Origin of the sequence: Nocardioides sp. GCM10027114, from assembly GCF_042659625.1 — a bacterium.
In the GTDB taxonomy this organism is placed as follows: domain Bacteria; phylum Actinomycetota; class Actinomycetes; order Propionibacteriales; family Nocardioidaceae; genus Nocardioides.
In genome coordinates, this window is record NZ_JBHSSS010000019.1 from 228856 (window position 1) to 248994 (window position 20139).

Consider the following 20139-nt stretch of genomic DNA (forward strand, 5'->3'; position numbering starts at 1 on the left):
CTGGGCTCGTCGGGTGAGGGGTCAGTCGTCGCGGTCCTCCCGGTTGCGGTTGTCGTCGCTGCCGGAGCCGCTGCTGCCGGAGCCGCTGCTGCCGGGGCCGCTGCTGCCGCTGCCCGGGCCGCTGTTGTCGTCCTCGCCGTCACGCGTGTCGGTGTCGTCGCCGCCGCCGGGGCCGCTGTTGTCGTCCCGGGTTTCCTGACCGGTGTCGTCCACCGTGTCCGGCTCGGGACGGATCACCGTCACGTCCCGGGACCCGGCGGTGTCGCGCCCGTCGTCGGTGACGACCGTGTCGTCGGCGTCGTCCTCGGGGTCGTCGTCCGGCGTCTCCTCGTCGTCGACACCGGCCTTCTGGCCGCCCTGCCGCGCCTCGTCGTTGCGGCGTGGAGCCTGCGACTCCTCGTCCGGGGAGCTCGGGCCGTCCTGGATCACGATGGTCTCGCGAGGCTCGGGCTGTGACGCGGTCGCCACCACGGCGCCCGCGATGAAGGCCGCCAGCGGAAGCACCAGCGCCATCATCAGGAGGCCCTTCAGCGTCGTTGCCATCACAGCACCATCATCCACCCGGGTGGGCAGGGGGTGAGAGACCGATGAGAAGGCTCTCATCGGACCGCTCGTCGCGCGGCGGTGACGGTTCGTCGCACGGCGGCCCACGCGGGCCGGCGCACCCGACGGCCGTGGCTACAGTGACGGAGGTCACCCCAGCCGGCCCGAGGAGCAGCCCATGTTCGTCCCGCTCAGCATCGCCGACTTCATCGATCGCGCGGTCACGGTCTACGGCCAGCGAACCGGTGTGGTCGACGAGCCCGACCAGCCGGCTCCGGGCCTCGGTGAGCTGACGTACGCCGAGTTGGCGGCGCTCGCACGGCGGCAGGCAGCGAGGCTCGACGACCTCGGCATCGGCGTGGGGGACCGGGTGGCGATCGTCAGCCACAACAGCGCCCGGCTGCTGACGTCGTTCTTCGGGGTGGCCGGGCACGGGCGGGTGCTGGTCCCGGTGAACTTCCGGCTGCGGCCCGACGAGGTCGCCTACATCGTCGAGCACTCCGGGGCGCGCGTGCTGCTGGTGGACCCGGAGCTCGACGAGGCGCTCGCCGGCGTCACCGCCGAGCACCGCTTCGTCCTCGGTCGCGACGAGGACCTCTACGCCCCCGCGGGCGCGGAGCCGAAGGCGTGGGAGCCGGACGAGAACGCAACCGCCTGCATCAACTACACCTCCGGCACGACCGCCCGGCCCAAGGGCGTCCAGATCACCCACCGCAACATCTGGGTCAATGCCGTCACCTTCGGCCTGCACGCCGGCGTCACCGACCGCGACGTCTACCTCCACACGCTGCCGATGTTCCACGCCAACGGCTGGGGCATGCCGTTCACGATGACCGGGCTGGGCGTGAAGCAGGTCGTGCTGCGCAAGGTCGACGGCGCGGAGATCCTCCGACGGGTCGAGGAGCACGGTGTCACCGTGATGTGCGCAGCCCCGGCGGTCGCCAACGCCGTGCTCGAGGCGGCCCGGGACTGGGACGGCGAGATCCCCGGCCGCGACCGGGTGCGGATCATCATGGCCGGTGCCCCGCCGCCGACGCAGACGGTCGTGCGCGTCGAGGAGGAGCTCGGCTGGGAGTTCATCCAGATCTACGGGCTCACCGAGACCTCGCCCCTCCTCACGATCAACCGCACCCTGCAGGAGTGGGACGACCTGCCCGCCGATGAGCGGGCGGGCAGGCTGGTCCGCGCCGGCGCCCCGGCGCTCGGGGTCCGGCTGACGACCGACCGCGAGGGCGAGGTACTGGCCCGGTCCAACGTGGTGCTCGAGGGCTACTGGGAGCAGCCGGAGGAGTCGGCCCGTGCGCTGGCGGGCGGCTGGTTCCACACCGGCGACGGGGGAGTCCTCGGCGACGACGGCTACCTCACGATCTCCGACCGCAAGAAGGACGTGATCATCACCGGCGGCGAGAACGTCAGCTCGATCGAGGTCGAGGACGTGCTGTTCTCCCACCCGGCCGTGGCCGAGGTGGCGGTGATCGGGGTGCCCTCGGAGAAGTGGGGCGAGACCATCAAGGCCCTCGTCGTGCTCGCCGACGAGGAGCAGGCGAGCGAGGCGGAGCTGATCGCCTGGTGCAAGGAGAAGGCCGCCGGCTACAAGGCGCCCACCTCGATCGAGTTCCGCGACGAGCTGGCCCGCACCGCCACCGGCAAGCTCCAGAAGTTCAAGCTGCGGGCGCCGTACTGGGAGGGCTACGACCGGCAGGTCCACTGACCCGCGGGAGCGCTGGCCTCGCGCCCACCTCGCCGAGCTGCCATCAGTTCACGCGTGCGGTGGCAACTGGTGGCAGGTCGGGGCCGTAGGGGTGACAACTGGTGGCAGCTCGGCAGCTCGGCGGCTGGCGGAGGACCCACGGCCCACTAGCCTGAGCGCCATGTCTGCCACGGCCGAGCGCACGCTGCAGGACCTCGTCGACCTGGTCCATGGGTGGTACCCGCCCGGCACCGCGGACTCGTGGGACGCGGTCGGGCTCGTGCACGGCGACCCGGCGCAGCCGGTGCGCCGGGTCATGTTCGCCGTCGACCCGACTCCCGAGGTGGCGCGGGAGGCCGCCGCGTGGGACGCCGACCTGCTGGTCGTGCACCACCCGCTGTTCCTCAAGCCGGTCCACGGGTTCGCCGCCACCACCCCGAAGGGCCGCACGCTGGCCACGCTCGCGGCCGCCGGCTGCGCGCTGCTCACCGCCCACACCAACGCCGACCAGGCGGTCGGCGGGGTGTCCGAGGCGATGGCGACGGCGCTCGGGCTGACCGACCTCGCGCCCGTGCTGCCGCGCGGCGCCGGGGGGATCGACAAGCTCACCGTGTTCGTTCCGCCCGCCGACGCCGACCGGGTGCGCGCGGCCCTCGCCGAAGCAGGTGCCGGCCGGATCGGCGACTACGACCACGCCTCGTTCTCGACGCCGGGCCGGGGCCGGTTCCGTCCGCTGGAGGGGGCGAACCCCACCATCGGCGCCGTCGGCGACCTCGAGGAGGTCGAGGAGGAGCGCGTCGAGGTGGTCCTCGACCGCCGGCTGCGGCGGCGGGTGGTGGACGCCCTGGTGGCCGCCCACCCCTACGAGGAGCCGGCGTACGACGTCGTCGAGCTCGCCCCGACCGGCCAGTCCGGTCCCGCCCCCACCGGTGCCGGGCGGATCGGGTCGGTCGAGCCGCAGTCGCTGCGGGCGTTCGCCGACCGCGTCGCCGCCGCGCTGCCGGCCACCGCGCACGGCGTCCGGGTGGCCGGCGACCCCGAGCGGGAGGTCCGCCGGGTGGCGGTCTGCGGCGGGGCGGGGGACTTCATGCTCGACGACGTCCTGGCCTCCGGGGCCGACGTCTACGTCACCAGCGACCTGCGGCACCACCCCGCCGCGGAGTTCCTCGAGAAGGCCCGCTTCCACGGGGACGGCGGGCCGGCGCTCGTCGACGTGGCGCACTGGGCCGCGGAGTGGACGTGGCTGCCGGTGGTCCGGGCGAAGGTGGCGGAGGCGGTGGGCGATACGGTGGAGACCCGCGTGAGCACTCTGTGCACCGATCCCTGGCACTTCCGCCTCTAGCAAGGAGCCGACGCTGAAAGCCGACCCGTCCGCCCAACTGAAGCTGCTCGACGTCCAGGAGCTCGACTCCCGGGCCGCCCAGCTGAGGCACCAGAAGGCGAACCTGCCCGAGCTGGCGGAGATCGCCGAGCTGTCGACCAAGCGGCTGGCGCTGGTCGACCAGGTCCGCGACGCGCAGATCGCGGTCGACGACCTGACGACGGAGCAGCAGAAGGTCGACGCCGACGTCGAGCAGGTCAAGGCGCGTCGCACGCGTGACCGCGACCGGATGGACAAGGGCCTGGTCACCAGCCCGAAGGACCTCGAGCGGCTCCAGAGCGAGCTCGTCTCCCTGGAGCGCCGCATCACCTCTCTCGAGGACGACGAGCTCGAGGTGATGGCCCGGCTCGAGGACGCCCAGAAGACCCTCGACTCGCTGGCCGAGCAGGTCCGGGCCGCCGACGAGCGGCTCGCCGCGCTGACGACCGCCCGCGACGAGAAGGTCGCCGCGATCGACGCCGACCTCGAGGCCGTCGCCCGCGACCGCGAGCCCGCCGCAGCGGACCTGCCCGAGGACCTGGTGAAGCTCTACGAGCGGATCCGCGAGCAGAAGAGCGGGGTCGGCGCGGCCGCGCTGCGCGCCCGCGAGTGCGGCGGCTGCCGGCTGACCATCGACGCCGCCGAGCTCGCCGTGATCCGCAAGGCGCCGAGCGACGAGGTGATCCGCTGCGAGGAGTGCCAGCGGATCCTGGTCCGCACCCCCGAGTCCGGGCTGTGAGCGAGGGCGACACCCCGCGTCGAGTCGTCATCGAGGCCGACGGCGGGTCGCGCGGCAACCCCGGCCCCGCGGCGTACGGCGCGGTGCTCAAGGACGCCGACACCGGCGAGGTCATCGCCGAGGACGGCTCGACGATCGGTGTCGCCACCAACAACGTCGCCGAGTACAGCGGCCTGATCGCCGGGCTGAAGCTGGTCGAGGAGTTCGCGCCCGGCGCCGAGGTCGAGGTCCGGATGGACTCCAAGCTCGTGGTCGAGCAGATGTCGGGCCGCTGGAAGATCAAGCACCCCGACATGCGGCCGCTGGCCATGGAGGCCACCCGGCTCGCGCCGGCCGGGACGACGTACACCTGGGTGCCGCGCGACCAGAACGCCCACGCCGACCGGCTGGCCAACGAGGCGCTCGACGGCAAGCGGGACGGGGTGACCGCCCGCGGCCCGCTCGCCGAGACCGAGCCCGAGTCGCTGATCGAGGAGATCGAGGACCCCGACACCGACATGCGGGGCGCCCCGGCTCGCGGCTGGTCGCCGCCCGGCGGGCCGCCGACGACGCTGGTGCTGGTGCGCCACGGCGTCACCAACCACACGGTCGAGAAGCGGTTCTCGGGCGGCCTGGCCAGCGCCAACCCCGGCCTGAGCGACGAGGGCCGCGACCAGGTGCGCGCCACTGCCGACTGGCTGGCGCCGCTGGCCGGCGAGGTCGCAGCCGTCGTCGCCTCGCCCGTACGCCGCACCCTCGAGTCGGCGGAGATCCTCGCCGATCGCCTCGGCCTCGACGTCGCCGTCGAGCCGGGCTTCGCCGAGATGGAGTTCGGCGAGTGGGACGGGCTCACCTTCGACGAGGTGGCCCAGCGCCATCCGGAGGCGCTCGACGCCTGGCTGGGCTCCCTCGACCAGGCCCCCGGCGGCGACGGCGAGTCGTTCCGCGCCGTCGAGGAGAGGGTGCTCGCCGGCCTGGAGCGGGTGCTCGAGACCCACGCCGGCCGCACGGTCGTGGTGGTGAGCCACGTGACGCCGATCAAGACGCTCGTGGCGCACGCGGTGGAGGCGCCGCTGGAGGCGGTGTTCCGGATGGAGCTGAGCCCGGCGTCGGTGTCGGTGCTGTCGTTCTACACGGCGGGCCCGGACGGGCGCGGGCCGCGCGCGTCGATGCGGCTGTTCAACGCGCTGCCGCCCGGAAATGAGGTGCTGACGGGCGCTCCGCGCTGGTAGACACCGGGCCGTGCTGTCCCGTCACCACCAGATCGCGCTCGTCGACGAGCCCGGCGGGCGCGTGCTCGTCGTCCCGACCCCTGACGGACCGCGGCTGCCGCGGTTCCCCGGCCGCTGGCCCGACCACCGCGACCTCGTCGCCGCGGTCGCGGCCCCCGCCGCCTTCATCGGAGCTCCGCCGTGGCGCGAGGACGACGGCACCGTCACCAACCTGCTCCTCGGCGACACCTCGCACCTCGAGGGGGCCGGGTGGCACCCGCTCACGGCGCTGGACGAGCTCGGCCTGTCCGACGGGTCGTGCGACGGCATCCGGCGGGCGCTCGCGGAGCGCCGGGACGGGCCGCCCCGGGACGGACGCGCCGCCTGGTTCCTGCCCGGCTGGCGGCAGGCGGTCGACGCCTGGGTCGACGAGCAGCTGCCGGGCCTGGGTCTCGAGCACGACGGGCCGGCCGAGGTCGTCAAGGTCTGGAGCCTCTCGGCGGTGCTGCGCTACCCGGTGCTCCGCGGCGGGGAGAAGCACGAGGTGTGGTTCAAGGCCACGTGCGACGGGTTCCACTCCGAGCCGGCGCTGACCGAGGCGATCCGCAGGTTGGCGCCCGACGTCGCGCCGCGGGTGCTCGCGGTCGACGGGGACCGCGCATGGCTGCTGATGGAGCCGATCCCCAACGCCGACGACGAGAGCCACGGGCCGCAGGCGCCCGCGATCGCCCGCGCGCTGGCCGAGCTGCAGCTCGGCACCCTCGGCACCCTCGGCACCCTCGGCGCCCACGACGCGCTGCGAGCGGCCGGGGCTCCCGACCGTGGTCGCGACGCCACGGCCGCGTGGATCCGCACCGTGGTCCGGGAGACCGTCGAGCAGCAGTACATGACCGAGGCGCAGCGCGCCGGAGCGCTCGGGATGGAGGAGTGGCTGGTCGATTCGGTCGAGGCGCTGTGGGCCTTCGGGCTCCCGGACGTGCTGACCCACGGTGACCTGCACCTCGGCAACGTCGCCTGGACCGGGGACGGCCCGCTGTTCTTCGACTGGACCGACGCCTGCCTCAGCCACCCGATGCTCGACGTCCGGCACCTCGCCGAGAGCGCCGTGGACTACCTGAAGGTGGAGGGCGACGCTGCGCGGGCCGTGGAGCGGGAGGTGCTGGAGGCGTGGGCCGAGCCATGGCGCGCGGCCTTCCCCGACGTCGACCTCGACGGGGCCTGGCGCGCGAGCGAGGTCGTCGAGCACGTCTTCCAGGCGATCTCCTACGAGCAGATCTACCGGGCGCAGCCGGAGTCGCAGCGCTGGGAGCTCGCGACGATCGTCGTGGAGACCCTCGACAAGCTGGCGGCCCTGCGGCCGGCGGCTGATGTGCGGGAGGTCGCTACAGGTCGCTGACGACGACGTCGAGGCGGGTGCTTGCCTTGCCGGAGGCGTCCTCCTCGACCTTCCAGCCGAGGTCGCACAGCGCGTCCGCGAGCGCGGCGGGGGTGCGCGGGTTTGCGCCGTCCTCGAGCAGGGCACGCACGATCCGGCCCTTGGTCGCCTTGTTGAAGTGGCTGACCACCTTGCGGGTGCCGCCGGACTCGTGCAGCACCCGGACGGTGGCCACCCGCGGCGCCAGCGTCGCCGGCGGCTTCCAGAACGCGGCGTACGCCGTCGAGCGGAGGTCGACCAGCAGGCCGCCGCCGAGCGCGTCCTCGACCGCGGGGCCGAGCGCGTCGCGCCAGACGCCGGCGACCGGGCCGAGGCCGGGCAGGGCGGCGTCGCCGGACAGTCGGTAGGCCGGGATCCGGTCGGCCGGGCGCACCACGCCGAACAGCGCTGAGGTCACCGCGACCCGGGTCGCCGCGCGGCGGCGGGCGGCGGGGGAGAGGCTGCCGGCGTCGAGGGCGTCGTACAGGACTCCGGTGTAGATCGCGTCCGCGCGGGCGGTCGGCGCCTCGGGGAGCACGGCGTTGGCGGCGACGAGGTCCTGCTGGGTGGAACCGAGGCCCAGGGTCGCGGCGGCTCCGGCGGCGTCCGAGCTGCAGAGGTCGACGAGGGCGTCGAGGACGCGGCAGCGGGCATCGGTGAGCGACGGGAACGCGAGGGTGTCGAGGTCGAGCGGCCGGCCGCGCCGGGGCGTGGCCTTGCCCTCGCTCGGAGGCAGCAGGATCAGCACGCGCCAACGCTAGTGTGCTGGCCATGACGACCCAGCGAGTGGTCCGAGTCCGGCGCGACGGCGAGGGCGTGGCCGCCGCACGCCTGCGCGAGGGGGTGGCGCGGATCCAGGAGGAGCTCGAGGTCACGCCGGTGTTCCCGCCGGAGGTCGAGCAGGCGGCCGCGAAGGCGGCCGCTGCGCCGCGGCTGCCGGACCTCGACCGCACCGAGCTGCCATTCGTCACCATCGACCCGCCCGGGTCCATGGACCTCGACCAGGCGCTGCACCTCGAGCGCGACGGCGCCGGGTACGTCGTGCACTACGCGATCGCCGACGTCGCCGCCTTCGTCACACCCGGCGACCCGGTCGACGAGGAGTCGCACCGGCGCGGGGAGACGCTCTACGGCGCGGACTCGACCGTGCCGCTGCACCCGCGGGCGCTGTCCGAGGACGGCGCCTCGCTGCTGCCGGACCGGGTGCGGCCGGCGCTGCTGTGGACCATGCGGGTCGACGAGACCGGCGAGGGCACCGACGTGCACGTCGAGCGGGCGCTCGTCCGCTCGACCGCCCAGCTCGACTACGAGGCCGCGCAGCGCGCCATCCACGAGGGCGACGGGCCCGAGTCGCTGCGGCTGCTCCGCGAGGTCGGAGAGCTGCGCCTCGCCCGCGAGGCCGCGCGCGGCGGGGTGTCGCTGCCGCTGCCCGAGCAGGAGGTCGACGTCGACGGCGACCACTGGCACCTCGGCTTCCGGCACCTGCTCCCCGTCGAGCGGTGGAACGCCCAGATCTCGCTGCTGACCGGCTTCGCCGCGGCCTCGCTGATGGTCTACGCCCGGGTCGGGCTGCTGCGCACGCTGCCGGCCCCCGACCCCCACGACGTGCAGCGGCTGCACCGCACCGCGCGGGCGCTCGGCATCGAGTGGCCGGCCGAGCAGCTCTACCCCGACTTCATCCGCTCGCTCGACCCCGACGACGGGCGGCACGCCGCGATGATCGTGGCCTCGACGCGGCTGCTCCGCGGCAGCGGGTACGTCGGCTTCGACGGCGAGGTGCCGGCCGAGCCGCAGCACGCCGCGCTGGCCTCGGAGTACGCCCACGTCACCGCGCCGCTGCGGCGGCTGGGGGACCGGTACGCCGGCGAGGTCTGCCTGGCCCTCTGCGCCGGCACCGAGGTGCCGGACTGGGTGCTGGCCCGGCTCGGCGACCTGCCCGGCACGCTGGCCGCGTCCGCACAGCGGGCCCGCCGCTACGAGAAGGCGATCCTCGACCTCGTCGAGGCGGGGGTGCTGCACGGCCGGGAGGGCGAGCGCTTCGAGGCGGTCGTCGTCGACGTGGACAAGGACCCGCGGCGCGGCACGGTCACGCTGCGCGAGGACGGCGTCGAGGCCCCGGTCGAGGCGGACTCCGAGCTCCCGCTCGGCGCCGAGGTGACGGTGACCCTGGCGAGGGCTTCCATCGACGACCGGCAGGTGGAGTTCCGGCTGGCCCCCTGACCCTGGCCTCCTGGTCACCGAGGTGATGACCCGGGAGAGCCATTCCCGCCGGATCGGCGGTCGGCGCGGCGAGCCGCGCCCTACCCTCGGCCTGAGGTTCAGGTGGGGGAGGGGGATGGGGGATGACGCTGGGACGAGGCGCCCGGAAGCCGGTGGGCGCCGCCGTCTGGGCCGCGCTGCTGGTGCTGACCCTGGGTGCGTGCGAGCTCGCGGCGCCGAGCACCGCGTCGGACGCCTCGGACCCGCCGTCGACCGGCGAGGTCTCCGACGGCCCGGCCGGCGAGAAGTCGAAGCCGCGGGCGAAGGACCACAAGGGCGACGACGGGCAGTCGCGTGACGGCGGCCGTCGGGGAGACCGGGGCGGCAGCGACGGTGCCGGCGGGGGCGGCGGCAGCGCCGGGTCCGGGGGCAAGACGCGCCGCGGTACGACGGCGGTGGTGGTCCGGGTCGTCGACGGCGACACCGTCGAGCTCGGCAACGGCGAGACCGTACGGATCGTGGGCATCGACACCCCCGAGGTCGGCGAGTGCGGCTTCGACCGGGCCTCCCAGCGGATGGCGGCCCTGGTCCTCGGCAAGCAGGTGCGCCTCACCAGGTCCGACGAGGACCGCGACCACTACGGCCGCCTGCTGCGGTACATCGACGTCGGCGCGGTCGACGTGGGTCTGCGGCTCATCAAGGAGGGCCTCGCCATCGCGCGCTACGACTCCCGCGACGGCTACGGCTTCCACCCGCGCGAGCCGCGGTACGTCGCCGCCGACAAGCGCTCGAAGCCTCTCTGTCCCGTCAGGGCCGCCCAGCCGGCCACGCGGGGTGGTCGCGGGTCGACGGGCGACTCGGTGGGCGCGGGCTGTGCTCCGGGCTACGCGCCGTGCGTGCCGGCGTTCCCGCCGGACCTGGACTGCGCCGACGTCAACGGTCCCGTCACGGTCACCGGGAGCGACCCGCACCGGCTGGACGGCGACGGCGACGGCGTCGCGTGCGAGTGGGGCTGAGCCGTGTCGCGTCAGCCGGACATCAGCGTCGTGTGGCTGGGCGAGCACAACACCTGTGCCGGGAGCGTGCAGGGCCGGGTGTGGACGGCGATCTGCGCGCGCGACGACTGGGCCGCCTGGCTCGACGAGCACGTCGACCCCGACCTCCTCGTGGTCGTCGAGTTCAGTGAGCGGGACCGTGAGCGCCTGACCCTTCGCGGAGACACGCTCTCCTACCTCGTCCCGGACGCCTACGTTCGTGCGGCCTACGAGGCCCGCACACTGCCGGACTTCATGGCCGAGCTCTTCCACGACCTGTACGCCGCGTACGCGCAGCGTCGCCGGCTGCCCGCGCCGCCGGGCGTCCGTGGCACGACGGTGCCGTCGAGGCTGCCGTAGCCGGGTCGTGGGGTGACCGCCGACCTACGATGCCCGTATGCACCGGATCTTCACGACGAGCTTCGCCTCGGTCTATCCGCACTACGTGACGAAGGCGGAGCGGAAGGGCCGGTCGAAGGCGGAGGTCGACGAGGTGATCCACTGGCTGACCGGCTTCGACGACGCCTCCCTGCAGCGCCACCTCGACGACGGCACGACGTTCGAGGAGTTCTTCGACGACGCCACGCTCAACCCCCACGCCTCGCTGATCACCGGGGTGGTGTGCGGCGTCCGCGTCGAGGACGTAGAGGACCCGCTGATGCGGCAGATCCGCTACCTCGACAAGCTCGTCGACGAGCTCGCCAGGGGCAAGGCCATGGAGAAGGTGCTGCGCGGCTGAGCGCGGGGGCGTGACGTTCGGGAGCCGGCCTCCCGATGGGTGCGGACGGGCTGGCCTGTAGGCCGGGTGATGGCCCCGCGTGATCGGGCTGCGGTGGCCAACGTTGGTAAACGCGCCCTGACCTGCGAAAACGCAACTCTAGCCGTTGAGCGGCGATGGTCGTTGTTGGGAATCTTGCGGACCGCCTGCGGACCACAAGTGAGGCAACTGGCCGCCCCAGGCCGCTACGTCACCAGCCTGCTACTCCTGCCCGTACCTCTCGAGCGCATCCCGCGCGACCTCGGGGCGGTGGCGGACAGCAGCCCGGAGTTGCCGCTCTTCGAAGTCATCGCGATGCCGCTGGACCACGGCCTCCCACCCGGCACGCGGTTCAACGAGCCGCTCGGCCACAAGGAAATCGATCAGATCCTCGGCAGTGGGCCTATACCTTCGACCTCCCGAGGGAAGGTGCAGCTTGTTGAGAGGCCGGGGATCGGGACTGTCCTGCAACACCGATTCCCAACTCGGCGAGGTTGCATAGACCTGAAGGTGGGCTTCCGGGTATCCCGCCCCCTTGTTGCGCTCGTAATCCGCATGGAACAGGCCCTGTTTGCCATCAGCGTCGAGACACAGTCCCAACGTCGAACTCAGGACCATCGCGAATTCGCCGTAGTCGTCCGGAACGAGCGTGTATGACATGACCGCGTACAAGGGCACCTTGGACCGGCAGTTGGCTAGCGGCAGGGGACTTGCTGACAGGATCTGTTTTCCGACGCCGTAGCCGACCACGGCGCGATGGCCCGTCTCCTTCGAGGTCCATGCCACCGCAGCGATCGGCGGGCCGTTACAGACCGTGCCATTGAACAACTCCGACAGGCGATCGGCGAACGATTGCGCCTCTGCCCTAAGTCCGTGGAGTTCCACGCTGGATCAAGTGAGGCTCAGGGCCTCAGGCCCTGAATGGCGCTCCACGCGAGACGCGCTTGCGGAGTCTCGAACGTGTCGGTTCGAGACTGCTCCTCGAGTTCTGGATAGGAGTAGCCGCAGCGGGCGAGCGTGGCGCGAACAGCGTCCAGCACCTCGGTGTCTCGCTCAATCAGTTGGGCGATGACGTTCATGGCTTCCTCCCGTGTCCCCGTTGTCATTCACTGTAGCGACACCATGCCACCGACCGCCGACAATGGCCCTCCGGCGAGGCTGTCCAAGACAACAAGCACGACCCCCGTGCTCGGACGACGCCCGACCAGCAGCGGGCAAGCACGAGGGTCGCTGGTCGCGGCACGGCACGCCGGAGACGCAGGCAGCGAAGCGTGCCGTGCCGCGAGTCTGTGGGACTACGCGGCGGTGAGGTCCAGCCGCGCGATGCCCGCCGGGCGCTTGACCGCCAGGTTCACCCGCGTCTCACACCGGGCGATCACGGTGTTGCGGCTGAACCCGGTGGCGCTGTTCCACTCCACGCGCACCTGCCCGTCGGTGACGACCTCGACGGCGGCGGGGTCCACCAGCCAGCCGGTGCCCGCGTCCACGCCGGGGGCGAGGACGACGCGCTGGCCCCAGAGCCGCCGCTCGGCGGCGTTCACGGGGGCACCCTGCCGGGCCATCACGTACTCGCCGCTGGTCAGGCTGGCGGTCTCGATGGCCTCCCAGTCCGCGATGCCGAACACGAAGAACGGCTCCCCGCCCTCGTTGGTCGCGCCCAGCGCCATCAGGGCGCTGATCGCGGACCGGGCGGTGCGGATCGGGTCGGTGTTGAACGCCTGCGACACGATGCCGCTGGTGTTGGCCAGGCCCCGCATGTTGGGGTCCACGCCGTCACCGGAGACGATCTGCTCCTCCAGTGCGGTGGCGAGGCCGTAGCGCAGTTCGGAGTCGAGGAACTGCTGCAGCTTGGCGTCGTCCTCCAGCCAGTAGCGGGGAATCTCCTCGCTCAGGTGGGCCACGACGCGCAGGTCGTCCTTGACCTCGGTGAGGCCGTAGCTGCTGACGGGCTTCTCGGTGCCGGGCGCGACCGGGGCGGCATTGTTGGTCCGCTGGCTCTGGCGGAGGTAGGAGAACTCCGCGCCGCCGGTGATGGTGCGGGCGGGCAGCGCGGCCAGCAGGGAGGGGATGGGCTTGCCGATGGGCACCGGGTCGGTGATGACGCTGGTGGAGCCGACGACGGTCCCGGCGGGGATCAGCGCCTTCGTGCCGAGCTGGTGGCTCTGCTTGCCCTTGGCGGCGACCTGCCCGGCCAGACCGCGGAAGGACAGGTGCCCGAAGGGGCCGGGGGTGGCGGGCTGGTCGGTGACACCGCCGAGGGCCTTGGAGACCTGGCGGTGCATCTCCTGGTCCTCGGCGATCCGCTTCTGAGTGGCGGCGCTCTTCAGGTCGGCGCTGATCCGGTCCACCTCATCGAGGGCGTCACGGACGCTGACGCGCTCGTCGGGCGTGAGCGCGCGACCGGCGTTCTTTGCCCGGTCCATGGTGGCCTTGGCGGTGGCGAGGAGGGTCTTGCGGTTGTCCATGTCGATCTGCTCCTGTGCGCGCCGAAACGGCGCAGAGGTACGGGTGGGAGCAGTGGCGGACCGGGGCTGGCTGTGACACAGCGGACCTCGCCGGCTGGCCTCTGGCCTCAAGTTCGTCGTCGCGTCCGGTTCGTCGGCCTTCACCCCGAGGGGTTCATCGACCTTCACCTACGACTTCACCATCGACGCCTCGACTTTACATTAGAAGATGCTGTGTACAGCACCGCCCGGACTGCGTGTCGGCGGCAACGCCTACGGTCGGCCCATGGACATCGTTTACAGCTTGGGTGGACGTCCCTTCAGAGTTGATGGCGATCGAGTCTGGGACCGCAACGGCCGCTATGTCGGGCGCATCGTGGACGGCATGGTCTTCAATCCCGAGGGGACGTACTTGGGCGAATTCAGAAGCGACCGCCTGGCCTACAAGCACTCCCACGCCCACAGGCGCAAAAGCAGCCACATGCCGCGCATGGACCGGTCAGGAACCTCGCGCGGTGACAGGATGTCCCGCATGACTCCTGCTGGGTGGGAGGAGTTTCACGGCTGAGCCACTTTGTGAACATGTGAACACAGGACGGCATACCCGCGCGGCTCCACGCGCCGCTACCTGCCTGGTGGCCTGGATGAGCGCGCCCGTGATTGCCACGCCCCCTCAGCTCAACATTGCCGCTTGAGGTCGGAGGCCGCAGTTAGCGTGTCGCCCGTGACCAATGACTGGCGACCGCTATTCACTCGCGATTCGAACGAGCGGTCCGATTTCGACGTCTTGCACGAGGGCGTGCCGACCTGGTTGGAAGGTTCCCTCTGGCGATGGCTCATGGATCGAGCGGCCGTAGGCGGTCCAGAGATCATCGGTCGGCTCGAGCGTCGACTCCGAACCCCCCTCACTACCGACCGCGACCGTCCCTTGGGGCAGCAGCACGCGACTCCGCAGAAGGTGCTGGACCGTTATTGGAAGGGGGGTGATGACAACTCGCGACTGACGCTCTTGGACGCGCTCCTCGCTGACTCTCAAGAACAAGGCGCGATTGCTCTGTCGGCTGATGACCAGGTGACCGTCCGTCACCACGTGGAGGCGGCACGGACGCTCGACCGGCTCCTGACCGACGGTGGGTCGGCGTGGAGGGTTGACCAGTCGGCTGACGGCTGGCTCCTGATCCGCCGGGTTGGAGAAGCCACCACGGAACTTGTCGAGGCAGCTACGGCCCCACAAACCGACGCAGCCCGAAAGATCAAGTCCGCCTGGTCTTACTGCTACCGCCGCGAGCCGAACTATGACCTGGCCTACCGCGATGCGGTCCTGGCGGTCGAGTCCCTCGTCATTCCCATGACCGTTCCGGATTCTCCGCGGGCTTCGCTAGGGACGGCACTGGCACACGTGCGCGAGACGGTCTCTCGGTGGTCGGTCGGTGGCTTGGATTCGAAGGAGATCGCCTCCTGTCAAACATTGCTCGACATGCTGAAGACGTTGTGGCATGGCCAGCAGCGACACGCGGAGCGCGACGGGACGATTCGCGATGTCTCGCGAATCGAGGCCGAGGCTGCGGTTTCCCTATCCGTGATCCTCGTCCACTGGTTTGGGTCAGGCCTGGTCAAGAAGGGCCAACAACACGGCGATTCGGAGCGAGGGGCTGAGGGTAACCCTGGGGATTCGACCACCTGATCCTGCATGTCGTGCCTAGAGTGCCGAGGTGCATTTCGACTGGACCTACGACGAAGTGGTGCTCGCCGCCGACTTGGTGGCGCGCAACGACTTCAAGGGGCTGCGTGCGCATCACGAGCCGGTCATCGAACTGTCCGGCCTGCTCCGCGCAGCGCCGATCCATCCCGTCGCGGAACGCGAGGACAACTTTCGCAGCCCTTCGAGTGTGCAGCGCAAGACCTTCGACATCGCCACGCAGCACGAGGAGTACGAGGGAGCGCCGACCAAGGGCGGTCGATACGACGCCCAGGTGCTGGGCGAGTTCGTCAAGGACCCGGCACGCATGCGCGCCGTCGCCGACGCGATCCGGTCCACCATCTTGGAGGGCGAGGTCGCCTCGATTCCCAACGAGGAGATCGACGCGGAGGAGATCAGCGCCGACGAGGGTCGCCTGCTCGTGGCAAAGCACCTGCGAAGGGAACGCAGCCCGAAACTCCGGCGCGCCAAGATCGCGAAGGTGAAGGCCGACGGTCTACCCGTGGCGTGCGAGGTGTGCACGTTCGACTTCGCGGCCAGCTACGGGGAGCTGGGGCAGGACTACATCGAGGTGCACCACGTGCTGCCCCTACATGCCTCGGGTCAGAGACAGACTCGACTGCACGACCTGGCGCTGTTGTGCGCGAACTGCCACAGAATGATCCATCGATCCACGCCGTGGCTTACACCCGACCAGCTTCGCACCCTTCTGCAGCCGCACTAGGTCGGGCGCTCAGCCCAGCGCAGCAGGCGGCGCAGCCAGCCGGGGCGGTCGTCGTCGGGGTCCGGCACCCGGTCGGGGCTGGTGGGCGCGGCGGGTCTGTCGCTCCACTGGCTGTCGTCCCACTGCCAGTCGCTGGGCCTGGGGCGCTGCTGGCTAGTCATGCCGCGTCACCACCGTCAGGGTGGTCGCTGGCGATGCGGAGCAGCGCGGCCTCGATCTGCTGCTCGGCGTCGTCGGGGGCCACGTGGAGCGCCAGGTCGGCGCTGATGGTGGTCAGGGCAAACACGAGGCCCGGCGTGCCCACCGGGTCGTGCATGGCGTCGGTGAGGGCGTGGTGGATGGCGAGCCGGTCGCCGCGCAGCCAGCCGAGCAGCAGCCGTCCGGCACGGGCATGGTCGAGGGGGCGCAGGTTGGCGTAGGCCACGTGCTCGCTCACCAGCCCTCGCCGTCGCAAGAGCCCTCGTCCTCGGTCCACGGGCACGCGTCGTCTTCGAGGAAGTCGGCTACGGCGTCGCGCTCCGCGTCATTCAGTGCGCCCCACAGGTCGCCGGCCTGATGGCCCGGCAGGATGCTCAGCGCGTGCAGCTTGTCCAACGCGGCCAGCCGGTCGGCATCGTGGGGGGCGGTCTGCTGCCGCATCCGGTTGAGTTCGTTCGACAGGTACATCAGTAGTTCTCCTCCGCGTCGTCGGTCTGCTGCTGCTCGTGCTCGTAGGCGGCCCACGCGTCGGCGTGGGCGGCCGAATTGATGTTCCGGCGGTAGATGTCGTCGGCCAGGGCGTTCACGTTGTCGGGCTCTTCCGTGATCGGGCCGAATCGCTGGAAGATCACGGAAGCCAGGTCGAGCGCGATCGTCACACCCTTCGGGTCGGCGGCGTGGAGTCCCTTCCACACCTCGTCGGGGGCCGCGTTCAAGTACGGCCGGGATCCGGGCCGGCCCATCGCGAGGTGCCTGGCGGCGTGCCACTGGGGCGCGTGGAAGTTGTTGCCAGGGTCGTGCCGCGCCGCCTGGTCGCATCGCTCGCAGGCCAAAGTGTCGTCTTTGGTCCATGTCCAGCCCGACTCGCGGTGGGGACAGGCAGCCCCGCCTCCGTCGAAGGGAAGGCTGGTGAGGACGCTCGAGTCGATCTCGACGAGCCACCCGTCCTCAGTCCGCTGCGGGCGGCGAGCAGCCGGAGCGGTAGCGGAGGCTGCCGCGCCCGCCGCCCTCCCCGTCCCTCCGCTATCGCTACGGGTCGGGTCGGGTCGGGTCGGGGGCGTGTTACTCACGCCGTCGGTAACGGCGTTACCGCGGCCGCCACGTCGCGCCTGGATGTACCAGCACCTCTCGCAAAGCGAGTGATCGTTGTTCTGATGGCGTCGGAACCGCTCCTGCCTGATCCTGTTCTGCTCGCGCATCTTCTGCACCTCGTCGGCGGGCAGCACGTGGTCCGCCCACGGAACGATGAGGTAGCCCGCCTCCGTGCCCTGCCACAGCCCCGCTTCCAACAGCGTCGAGATGGCTCCATCCAGATCGGCCACCGGGTAGAGGTGTCGCGTGGCGCGGCGCGGGAGTTGGCCGTCGCTGAGCCGGCGTGAGACGTAGGCGAGGGCCGACAGGTGGACCGCGACGACATCGCCGCCGAGCTGCTCGATGCGGTCGTCCTCAAACCAGTCGTCAGAGATTCGTACCCAGGTCATGACTGGCCCACCCGGTCGGGCTGGCGAGCCGTGAGGGCGAGGGTGGTTACGCTGAGCATGCGAAGTTCCTTCCTTGGAGCAGCACGCGGCCCCAGCTGACAGGCGGGGCCGCGTCGTGTTTCTGGGCAGCACGTTGTGCTTCGTTGTCTCCCCATTAGCCGGGGGGTCCGGCGGGCGGTGGTGCTGCGCTGGTCACGAGGTGGCTGACGCATCCAGCCCAGACTTCGCGCGCTCGACGTAGGCCTCAACGTCGGCGCGGGCGTAGAGCACGCGGCGCCCGACCTTGAAGGCGCGAGGTCCCTTGCCGAGGTGTCGCCAGTAGCGCACGGTCTCGGGCGAGGTGCGCAGCCACTCGGCCAACTCCTCCGTGGTGAGGTTGTCGTTCACGGGGCCATTCCTTCCGGTGAATGGTTGCTGTACGGGTAGGAATCAGGCTGGTACGGTTTGGGCAGCCGTGGCAAGCCAAAACGGCGACAGGATATTTCGCTTTGGCAGGAGACCTGATGCCTAGACCGAACCCCACTCGGCCCATCGGACGTGAGGTGGTACTCGCTCGCCGGATCGCGTACGAGCGGGAGGCTCGTGGGTGGACCTACGAGAACCTGGCGGCTCACATGTCCCGCGCGGGCTGTCCCATCAACCCGTCGGCCCTCTACAAGATCGAGAAGAACGATCCTCCTCGGCGCATCACCGTGGACGAGTTCTTCGCCCTCTCGCGCGTGTTCGGCGTGTCGCTCACCTCGCTGGCTCGCCCACCTGAGGAGGTGGCGAGCAAGGAGTTCGAGCGACTTCTGGAGGAGGCCAGCAGGAGCCTGGAAGCGATGAACAACGCCATGGATGACCACTACGCCGCAGTCCGGGAGGGCGTGCTGTTCCTCGACAAGCACCGAGAGCTGATCGAGGACACGTCCTTGGCAGCGCAACTCGGATGGCTCGAGGCGGCATGGAGCGCCCTTGTTCCCGACAAGAGGATGCACAGCTACTTCGAAGAGCGGCTAGTTGATCGCGCGAGAGGAAAGATGTGATGGCGAGCATCGCGAGGTTCACCAGAACCCGTACTGACAAGGCGGGCAGGCAGGTCGTCACCGAGCGGTGGCGTGCCCGCTACCGGGACGCCTCCGGGCGCGAGCATGCCCGCCACTTCGTCAAGAAGGCCGACGCGCAGCGGTGGCTGAACGAGGTGACGGCCAGCGTGGTCACCGGACAGTACGTGGATCCGAAGGCGGGCCGGATGCCGTTCCGCGACTACGCCGAGCAGTGGCGCAAGATGCAGGCCCACCGGCCCTCCAGTCAGGCCCACACCGAGACCATGCTGCGCCGCCATGCCTACCCGACGCTGGGGGACCGGCCTCTCAACTCGGTTCTTCCCTCCGAGGTGCAGGCCTGGGTGAAGCGCCTCGGCACCGAGGACAAGGCGTCGAAGCGCAAGGCGCTCTCGCCGTCCACCATCGGCGTGGTGCACAGCATCGTGTCCTCCGTCATGAAGGCGGCGGTGCGCGATCGCCGGATCATGGCAAACCCGTGCGAGGGCACGAAGCTGCCGAAGCCGGAGAAGAAGCAAGTGGTGCCGCCGACCACCGAGCAGGTAGACGTGTTGCGGAAGGCGATGCCTGACCGGCTGGGGGCGCTCGTCACCATAACTGCGGGCACCGGCATGCGGCAGGGAGAGGTGCTGGGACTGACGGTGGACCGGCTGGACATGCTGCGCCGCGAGGTGAGGGTGGACCGCCAGTTGGTCACGATGGCCAAGGACACGCCGAAGTTCGGCCCGGTGAAGACGGACGCGAGCGTGCGCACTATCCCGCTGCCGGTGGTGGTGGTGGACGCGCTGGCTGCGCACTTGGCGGCGTACCCGGCGGGGCCTGACGGACTGGTTTTCACGCAGAGCAACGGCGACCCGTGGACCCGGCAGAGGTTCGGCCACGTGTGGCGACCGGCAGCCAGGGCGGCGGGCCTGCCGGTCGGGAGCGGGCTGCACGGGTTGCGCCACTACTACGCCAGCTTGCTGATCCGCTTTGGGGAGTCGGTCAAGACCGTGCAGGCGCGGCTCGGCCATGCGACGGCAGCAGAGACGCTGGACACCTATAGCCACCTGTGGCCGGACTCCGACGACCGGACGCGCGACGCGATCGACGCGGTGATGGGCGGGTCCGCGCAGGCTGCCGCCCTTGCGGACCCTGTGCGGACCGCACACCGCCGCTGACTGCGTTTCTGCAGGCCAGCGAGGGTGGGGCGGACGGGCTGGCCTGTAGGCCGGGTTCTGTCCCGCCGGCTTGCGCCGGCGGGGGCGACCATCCATCTACGACGACCGTTGCCGGCCGCCTCCAGCGATCTACCCGCGCACTCGGGCGGGCCGCCCTCAGTCGTGCGCGCGCCCCGCACCCGAAGGTGCGGGACTTCTTGACCTTGCTCCGGGTGGGGTTTGCCTAGCTGCGCCGGTCACCCGGCGCACTGGTGGTCTCTTGCACCACCGTTTCACCCTTGCCGCACCGGCCGGAGCCGGTGAGGCGGTCTGTTCTCTGTGGCACTTTCCCGCGGGTCACCCCGGGTGGCTGTTAGCCACCACCCTGCCCTGTGGAGCCCGGACCTTCCTCGGGGAGTCTCCTCCACGCGGTCGCCCGGCCAGCCCATCCGCGTCGTACAGGATAGCCACCCGTCGACCGCGTA

The 20139-nt window shown here is 71.1% G+C and carries 24 protein-coding genes and 1 other RNA gene; 14 read left to right on the forward strand and 11 right to left on the reverse strand.

All coding sequences use genetic code 11. The features are described 5' to 3' along the window. Positions 1-21 precede the first annotated feature (21 nt). Positions 22-543 carry a hypothetical protein gene (locus tag ACFP2E_RS09420; RefSeq protein ID WP_378523373.1) on the reverse strand — a complete coding sequence of 174 codons (522 nt, stop codon included), beginning with the start codon at positions 541-543 and terminating at the stop codon, positions 22-24. A 178-nt stretch (positions 544-721) separates the two neighbouring features. Here ACFP2E_RS09420 and ACFP2E_RS09425 point away from each other — a divergent pair, with 178 nt between their 5' ends. The 5 genes from ACFP2E_RS09425 to ACFP2E_RS09445 all read left to right on the forward strand — a co-directional run bounded on the left by ACFP2E_RS09425 (position 722) and on the right by ACFP2E_RS09445 (position 6918). Continuing rightward, a complete protein-coding gene (locus ACFP2E_RS09425; protein ID WP_378523374.1) occupies positions 722-2254 on the forward strand; it encodes an AMP-binding protein in 1533 nt (510 codons plus the stop codon). Positions 2255-2414: 160 nt separating this feature from the next. Continuing rightward, positions 2415-3575, forward strand: coding sequence for a Nif3-like dinuclear metal center hexameric protein (locus ACFP2E_RS09430; RefSeq protein ID WP_378523375.1), 1161 nt, complete (start codon positions 2415-2417; stop codon positions 3573-3575). 268 nt (positions 3576-3843) lie between these two features. Then, a complete protein-coding gene (locus tag ACFP2E_RS09435) occupies positions 3844-4332 on the forward strand; it encodes a zinc ribbon domain-containing protein (RefSeq protein WP_378523376.1) in 489 nt (162 codons plus the stop codon). Then, positions 4329-5543: a bifunctional RNase H/acid phosphatase gene (locus tag ACFP2E_RS09440; protein WP_378523377.1), complete on the forward strand. Its 1215-nt coding sequence runs from the start codon at positions 4329-4331 to the stop codon at positions 5541-5543. Before ACFP2E_RS09435 ends, ACFP2E_RS09440 begins: the two co-directional genes overlap by 4 nt. Positions 5544-5553: 10 nt before the next feature. Next, on the forward strand, positions 5554-6918 hold the full coding sequence (locus ACFP2E_RS09445) for an aminoglycoside phosphotransferase family protein (RefSeq protein ID WP_378523378.1): 1365 nt from the start codon (positions 5554-5556) through the stop codon (positions 6916-6918). Here the strand turns inward: ACFP2E_RS09445 and yaaA are convergent. Further along, positions 6905-7684 (reverse strand): peroxide stress protein YaaA, encoded by a 780-nt coding sequence (yaaA, locus tag ACFP2E_RS09450; RefSeq protein ID WP_378523379.1) that lies wholly within the window; start codon positions 7682-7684, stop codon positions 6905-6907. The genes ACFP2E_RS09445 and yaaA overlap by 14 nt on opposite strands. A 23-nt stretch (positions 7685-7707) precedes the next feature. Between yaaA and ACFP2E_RS09455 the strand changes: the two genes are divergently transcribed. The 4 genes from ACFP2E_RS09455 to ACFP2E_RS09470 all read left to right on the forward strand — a co-directional run bounded on the left by ACFP2E_RS09455 (position 7708) and on the right by ACFP2E_RS09470 (position 10908). Then, positions 7708-9156, forward strand: a complete 1449-nt coding sequence (locus tag ACFP2E_RS09455; RefSeq protein WP_378523380.1) for an RNB domain-containing ribonuclease — start codon at positions 7708-7710, stop codon at positions 9154-9156. Between the two features lie 122 nt (positions 9157-9278). Beyond that, on the forward strand, positions 9279-10151 hold the full coding sequence (locus ACFP2E_RS09460) for a thermonuclease family protein (RefSeq protein ID WP_378523381.1): 873 nt from the start codon (positions 9279-9281) through the stop codon (positions 10149-10151). A 3-nt stretch (positions 10152-10154) separates the two neighbouring features. After that, positions 10155-10529, forward strand: coding sequence for a hypothetical protein (locus ACFP2E_RS09465; protein WP_378523382.1), 375 nt, complete (start codon positions 10155-10157; stop codon positions 10527-10529). A 37-nt stretch (positions 10530-10566) separates the two neighbouring features. Next, positions 10567-10908 carry a DUF2200 domain-containing protein gene (locus ACFP2E_RS09470; protein ID WP_378523383.1) on the forward strand — a complete coding sequence of 114 codons (342 nt, stop codon included), beginning with the start codon at positions 10567-10569 and terminating at the stop codon, positions 10906-10908. A 240-nt stretch (positions 10909-11148) separates the two neighbouring features. Here the strand turns inward: ACFP2E_RS09470 and ACFP2E_RS09475 are convergent, their stop codons facing one another. From ACFP2E_RS09475 to ACFP2E_RS09485, 3 genes are all read right to left on the reverse strand, one after another. Beyond that, positions 11149-11811, reverse strand: a complete 663-nt coding sequence (locus ACFP2E_RS09475; RefSeq protein WP_378523384.1) for a hypothetical protein — start codon at positions 11809-11811, stop codon at positions 11149-11151. A 17-nt stretch (positions 11812-11828) separates the two neighbouring features. After that, the gene (locus tag ACFP2E_RS09480; RefSeq protein WP_378523385.1) at positions 11829-12005 is read right to left on the reverse strand and encodes a hypothetical protein; all 177 of its coding nucleotides are present in this window, start codon (positions 12003-12005) and stop codon (positions 11829-11831) included. A gap of 216 nt (positions 12006-12221) precedes the next feature. Beyond that, positions 12222-13391 (reverse strand): phage major capsid protein, encoded by a 1170-nt coding sequence (locus tag ACFP2E_RS09485; protein ID WP_378523386.1) that lies wholly within the window; start codon positions 13389-13391, stop codon positions 12222-12224. Between the two features lie 265 nt (positions 13392-13656). On the opposite strand from ACFP2E_RS09485, the gene ACFP2E_RS09490 reads away from it, so the two are divergent. The 3 genes from ACFP2E_RS09490 (at position 13657) to ACFP2E_RS09500 (ending at position 15793) form a co-directional block, all read left to right on the forward strand. Beyond that, positions 13657-13938 carry a hypothetical protein gene (locus ACFP2E_RS09490; protein WP_378523387.1) on the forward strand — a complete coding sequence of 94 codons (282 nt, stop codon included), beginning with the start codon at positions 13657-13659 and terminating at the stop codon, positions 13936-13938. Positions 13939-14094: 156 nt separating this feature from the next. Beyond that, the gene (locus ACFP2E_RS09495; protein WP_378523388.1) at positions 14095-15054 is read left to right on the forward strand and encodes a hypothetical protein; all 960 of its coding nucleotides are present in this window, start codon (positions 14095-14097) and stop codon (positions 15052-15054) included. Between the two features lie 28 nt (positions 15055-15082). Beyond that, complete coding sequence (locus tag ACFP2E_RS09500; protein WP_378523389.1) at positions 15083-15793, forward strand: HNH endonuclease; 711 nt, start codon at positions 15083-15085, stop codon at positions 15791-15793. Here ACFP2E_RS09500 and ACFP2E_RS09505 read toward each other — a convergent pair. The 5 genes from ACFP2E_RS09505 to ACFP2E_RS09525 all read right to left on the reverse strand — a co-directional run bounded on the left by ACFP2E_RS09505 (position 15790) and on the right by ACFP2E_RS09525 (position 17859). Continuing rightward, on the reverse strand, positions 15790-15954 hold the full coding sequence (locus ACFP2E_RS09505) for a hypothetical protein (protein ID WP_378523390.1): 165 nt from the start codon (positions 15952-15954) through the stop codon (positions 15790-15792). The genes ACFP2E_RS09500 and ACFP2E_RS09505 overlap by 4 nt on opposite strands. Continuing rightward, on the reverse strand, positions 15951-16229 hold the full coding sequence (locus tag ACFP2E_RS09510; RefSeq protein WP_378523391.1) for a hypothetical protein: 279 nt from the start codon (positions 16227-16229) through the stop codon (positions 15951-15953). Before ACFP2E_RS09510 ends, ACFP2E_RS09505 begins: the two co-directional genes overlap by 4 nt. Continuing rightward, entirely contained in the window at positions 16226-16459 is a 234-nt protein-coding gene (locus ACFP2E_RS09515; protein ID WP_378523392.1) for a hypothetical protein, read from the reverse strand. The genes ACFP2E_RS09510 and ACFP2E_RS09515 overlap by 4 nt, the downstream gene beginning before the upstream one ends. Further along, on the reverse strand, positions 16459-17472 hold the full coding sequence (locus ACFP2E_RS09520; RefSeq protein WP_378523393.1) for a hypothetical protein: 1014 nt from the start codon (positions 17470-17472) through the stop codon (positions 16459-16461). Before ACFP2E_RS09520 ends, ACFP2E_RS09515 begins: the two co-directional genes overlap by 1 nt. A gap of 192 nt (positions 17473-17664) precedes the next feature. Next, entirely contained in the window at positions 17665-17859 is a 195-nt protein-coding gene (locus ACFP2E_RS09525; RefSeq protein ID WP_378523394.1) for a helix-turn-helix domain-containing protein, read from the reverse strand. Between the two features lie 116 nt (positions 17860-17975). Here ACFP2E_RS09525 and ACFP2E_RS09530 point away from each other — a divergent pair, with 116 nt between their 5' ends. Further along, on the forward strand, positions 17976-18497 hold the full coding sequence (locus tag ACFP2E_RS09530; RefSeq protein WP_378523395.1) for a helix-turn-helix domain-containing protein: 522 nt from the start codon (positions 17976-17978) through the stop codon (positions 18495-18497). Continuing rightward, entirely contained in the window at positions 18497-19675 is a 1179-nt protein-coding gene (locus tag ACFP2E_RS09535; RefSeq protein ID WP_378523396.1) for a tyrosine-type recombinase/integrase, read from the forward strand. Before ACFP2E_RS09530 ends, ACFP2E_RS09535 begins: the two co-directional genes overlap by 1 nt. Positions 19676-19705: 30 nt before the next feature. On the opposite strand, the gene rnpB is transcribed toward ACFP2E_RS09535, so the two are convergent. Further along, positions 19706-20102, reverse strand: an RNA gene (gene rnpB / locus ACFP2E_RS09540) — RNase P RNA component class A. Positions 20103-20139: the final 37 nt, after the last annotated feature.

Bases quoted from the DNA above. Each gene is read 5' to 3' on its own strand.
- ACFP2E_RS09435 (WP_378523376.1), top strand. From the start codon at position 3,844: ATGGACAAGGGCCTGGTCACCAGCCCGAAGGACCTCGAGCGGCTCCAG.
- ACFP2E_RS09430 (WP_378523375.1), top strand. From the start codon at position 2,415: ATGTCTGCCACGGCCGAGCGCACGCTGCAGGACCTCGTCGACCTGGTC.
- ACFP2E_RS09490 (WP_378523387.1), top strand. From the start codon at position 13,657: ATGGACATCGTTTACAGCTTGGGTGGACGTCCCTTCAGAGTTGATGGC.
- ACFP2E_RS09425 (WP_378523374.1), top strand. From the start codon at position 722: ATGTTCGTCCCGCTCAGCATCGCCGACTTCATCGATCGCGCGGTCACG.
- ACFP2E_RS09455 (WP_378523380.1), top strand. From the start codon at position 7,708: ATGACGACCCAGCGAGTGGTCCGAGTCCGGCGCGACGGCGAGGGCGTG.
- ACFP2E_RS09420 (WP_378523373.1), bottom strand. From the start codon at position 543: ATGGCAACGACGCTGAAGGGCCTCCTGATGATGGCGCTGGTGCTTCCG.
- ACFP2E_RS09515 (WP_378523392.1), bottom strand. From the start codon at position 16,459: ATGTACCTGTCGAACGAACTCAACCGGATGCGGCAGCAGACCGCCCCC.
- ACFP2E_RS09485 (WP_378523386.1), bottom strand. From the start codon at position 13,391: ATGGACAACCGCAAGACCCTCCTCGCCACCGCCAAGGCCACCATGGAC.
- ACFP2E_RS09535 (WP_378523396.1), top strand. From the start codon at position 18,497: ATGGCGAGCATCGCGAGGTTCACCAGAACCCGTACTGACAAGGCGGGC.
- ACFP2E_RS09520 (WP_378523393.1), bottom strand. From the start codon at position 17,472: ATGACCTGGGTACGAATCTCTGACGACTGGTTTGAGGACGACCGCATC.
- ACFP2E_RS09480 (WP_378523385.1), bottom strand. From the start codon at position 12,005: ATGAACGTCATCGCCCAACTGATTGAGCGAGACACCGAGGTGCTGGAC.
- ACFP2E_RS09470 (WP_378523383.1), top strand. From the start codon at position 10,567: ATGCACCGGATCTTCACGACGAGCTTCGCCTCGGTCTATCCGCACTAC.
- ACFP2E_RS09530 (WP_378523395.1), top strand. From the start codon at position 17,976: ATGCCTAGACCGAACCCCACTCGGCCCATCGGACGTGAGGTGGTACTC.
- ACFP2E_RS09460 (WP_378523381.1), top strand. From the start codon at position 9,279: ATGACGCTGGGACGAGGCGCCCGGAAGCCGGTGGGCGCCGCCGTCTGG.
- ACFP2E_RS09505 (WP_378523390.1), bottom strand. From the start codon at position 15,954: ATGACTAGCCAGCAGCGCCCCAGGCCCAGCGACTGGCAGTGGGACGAC.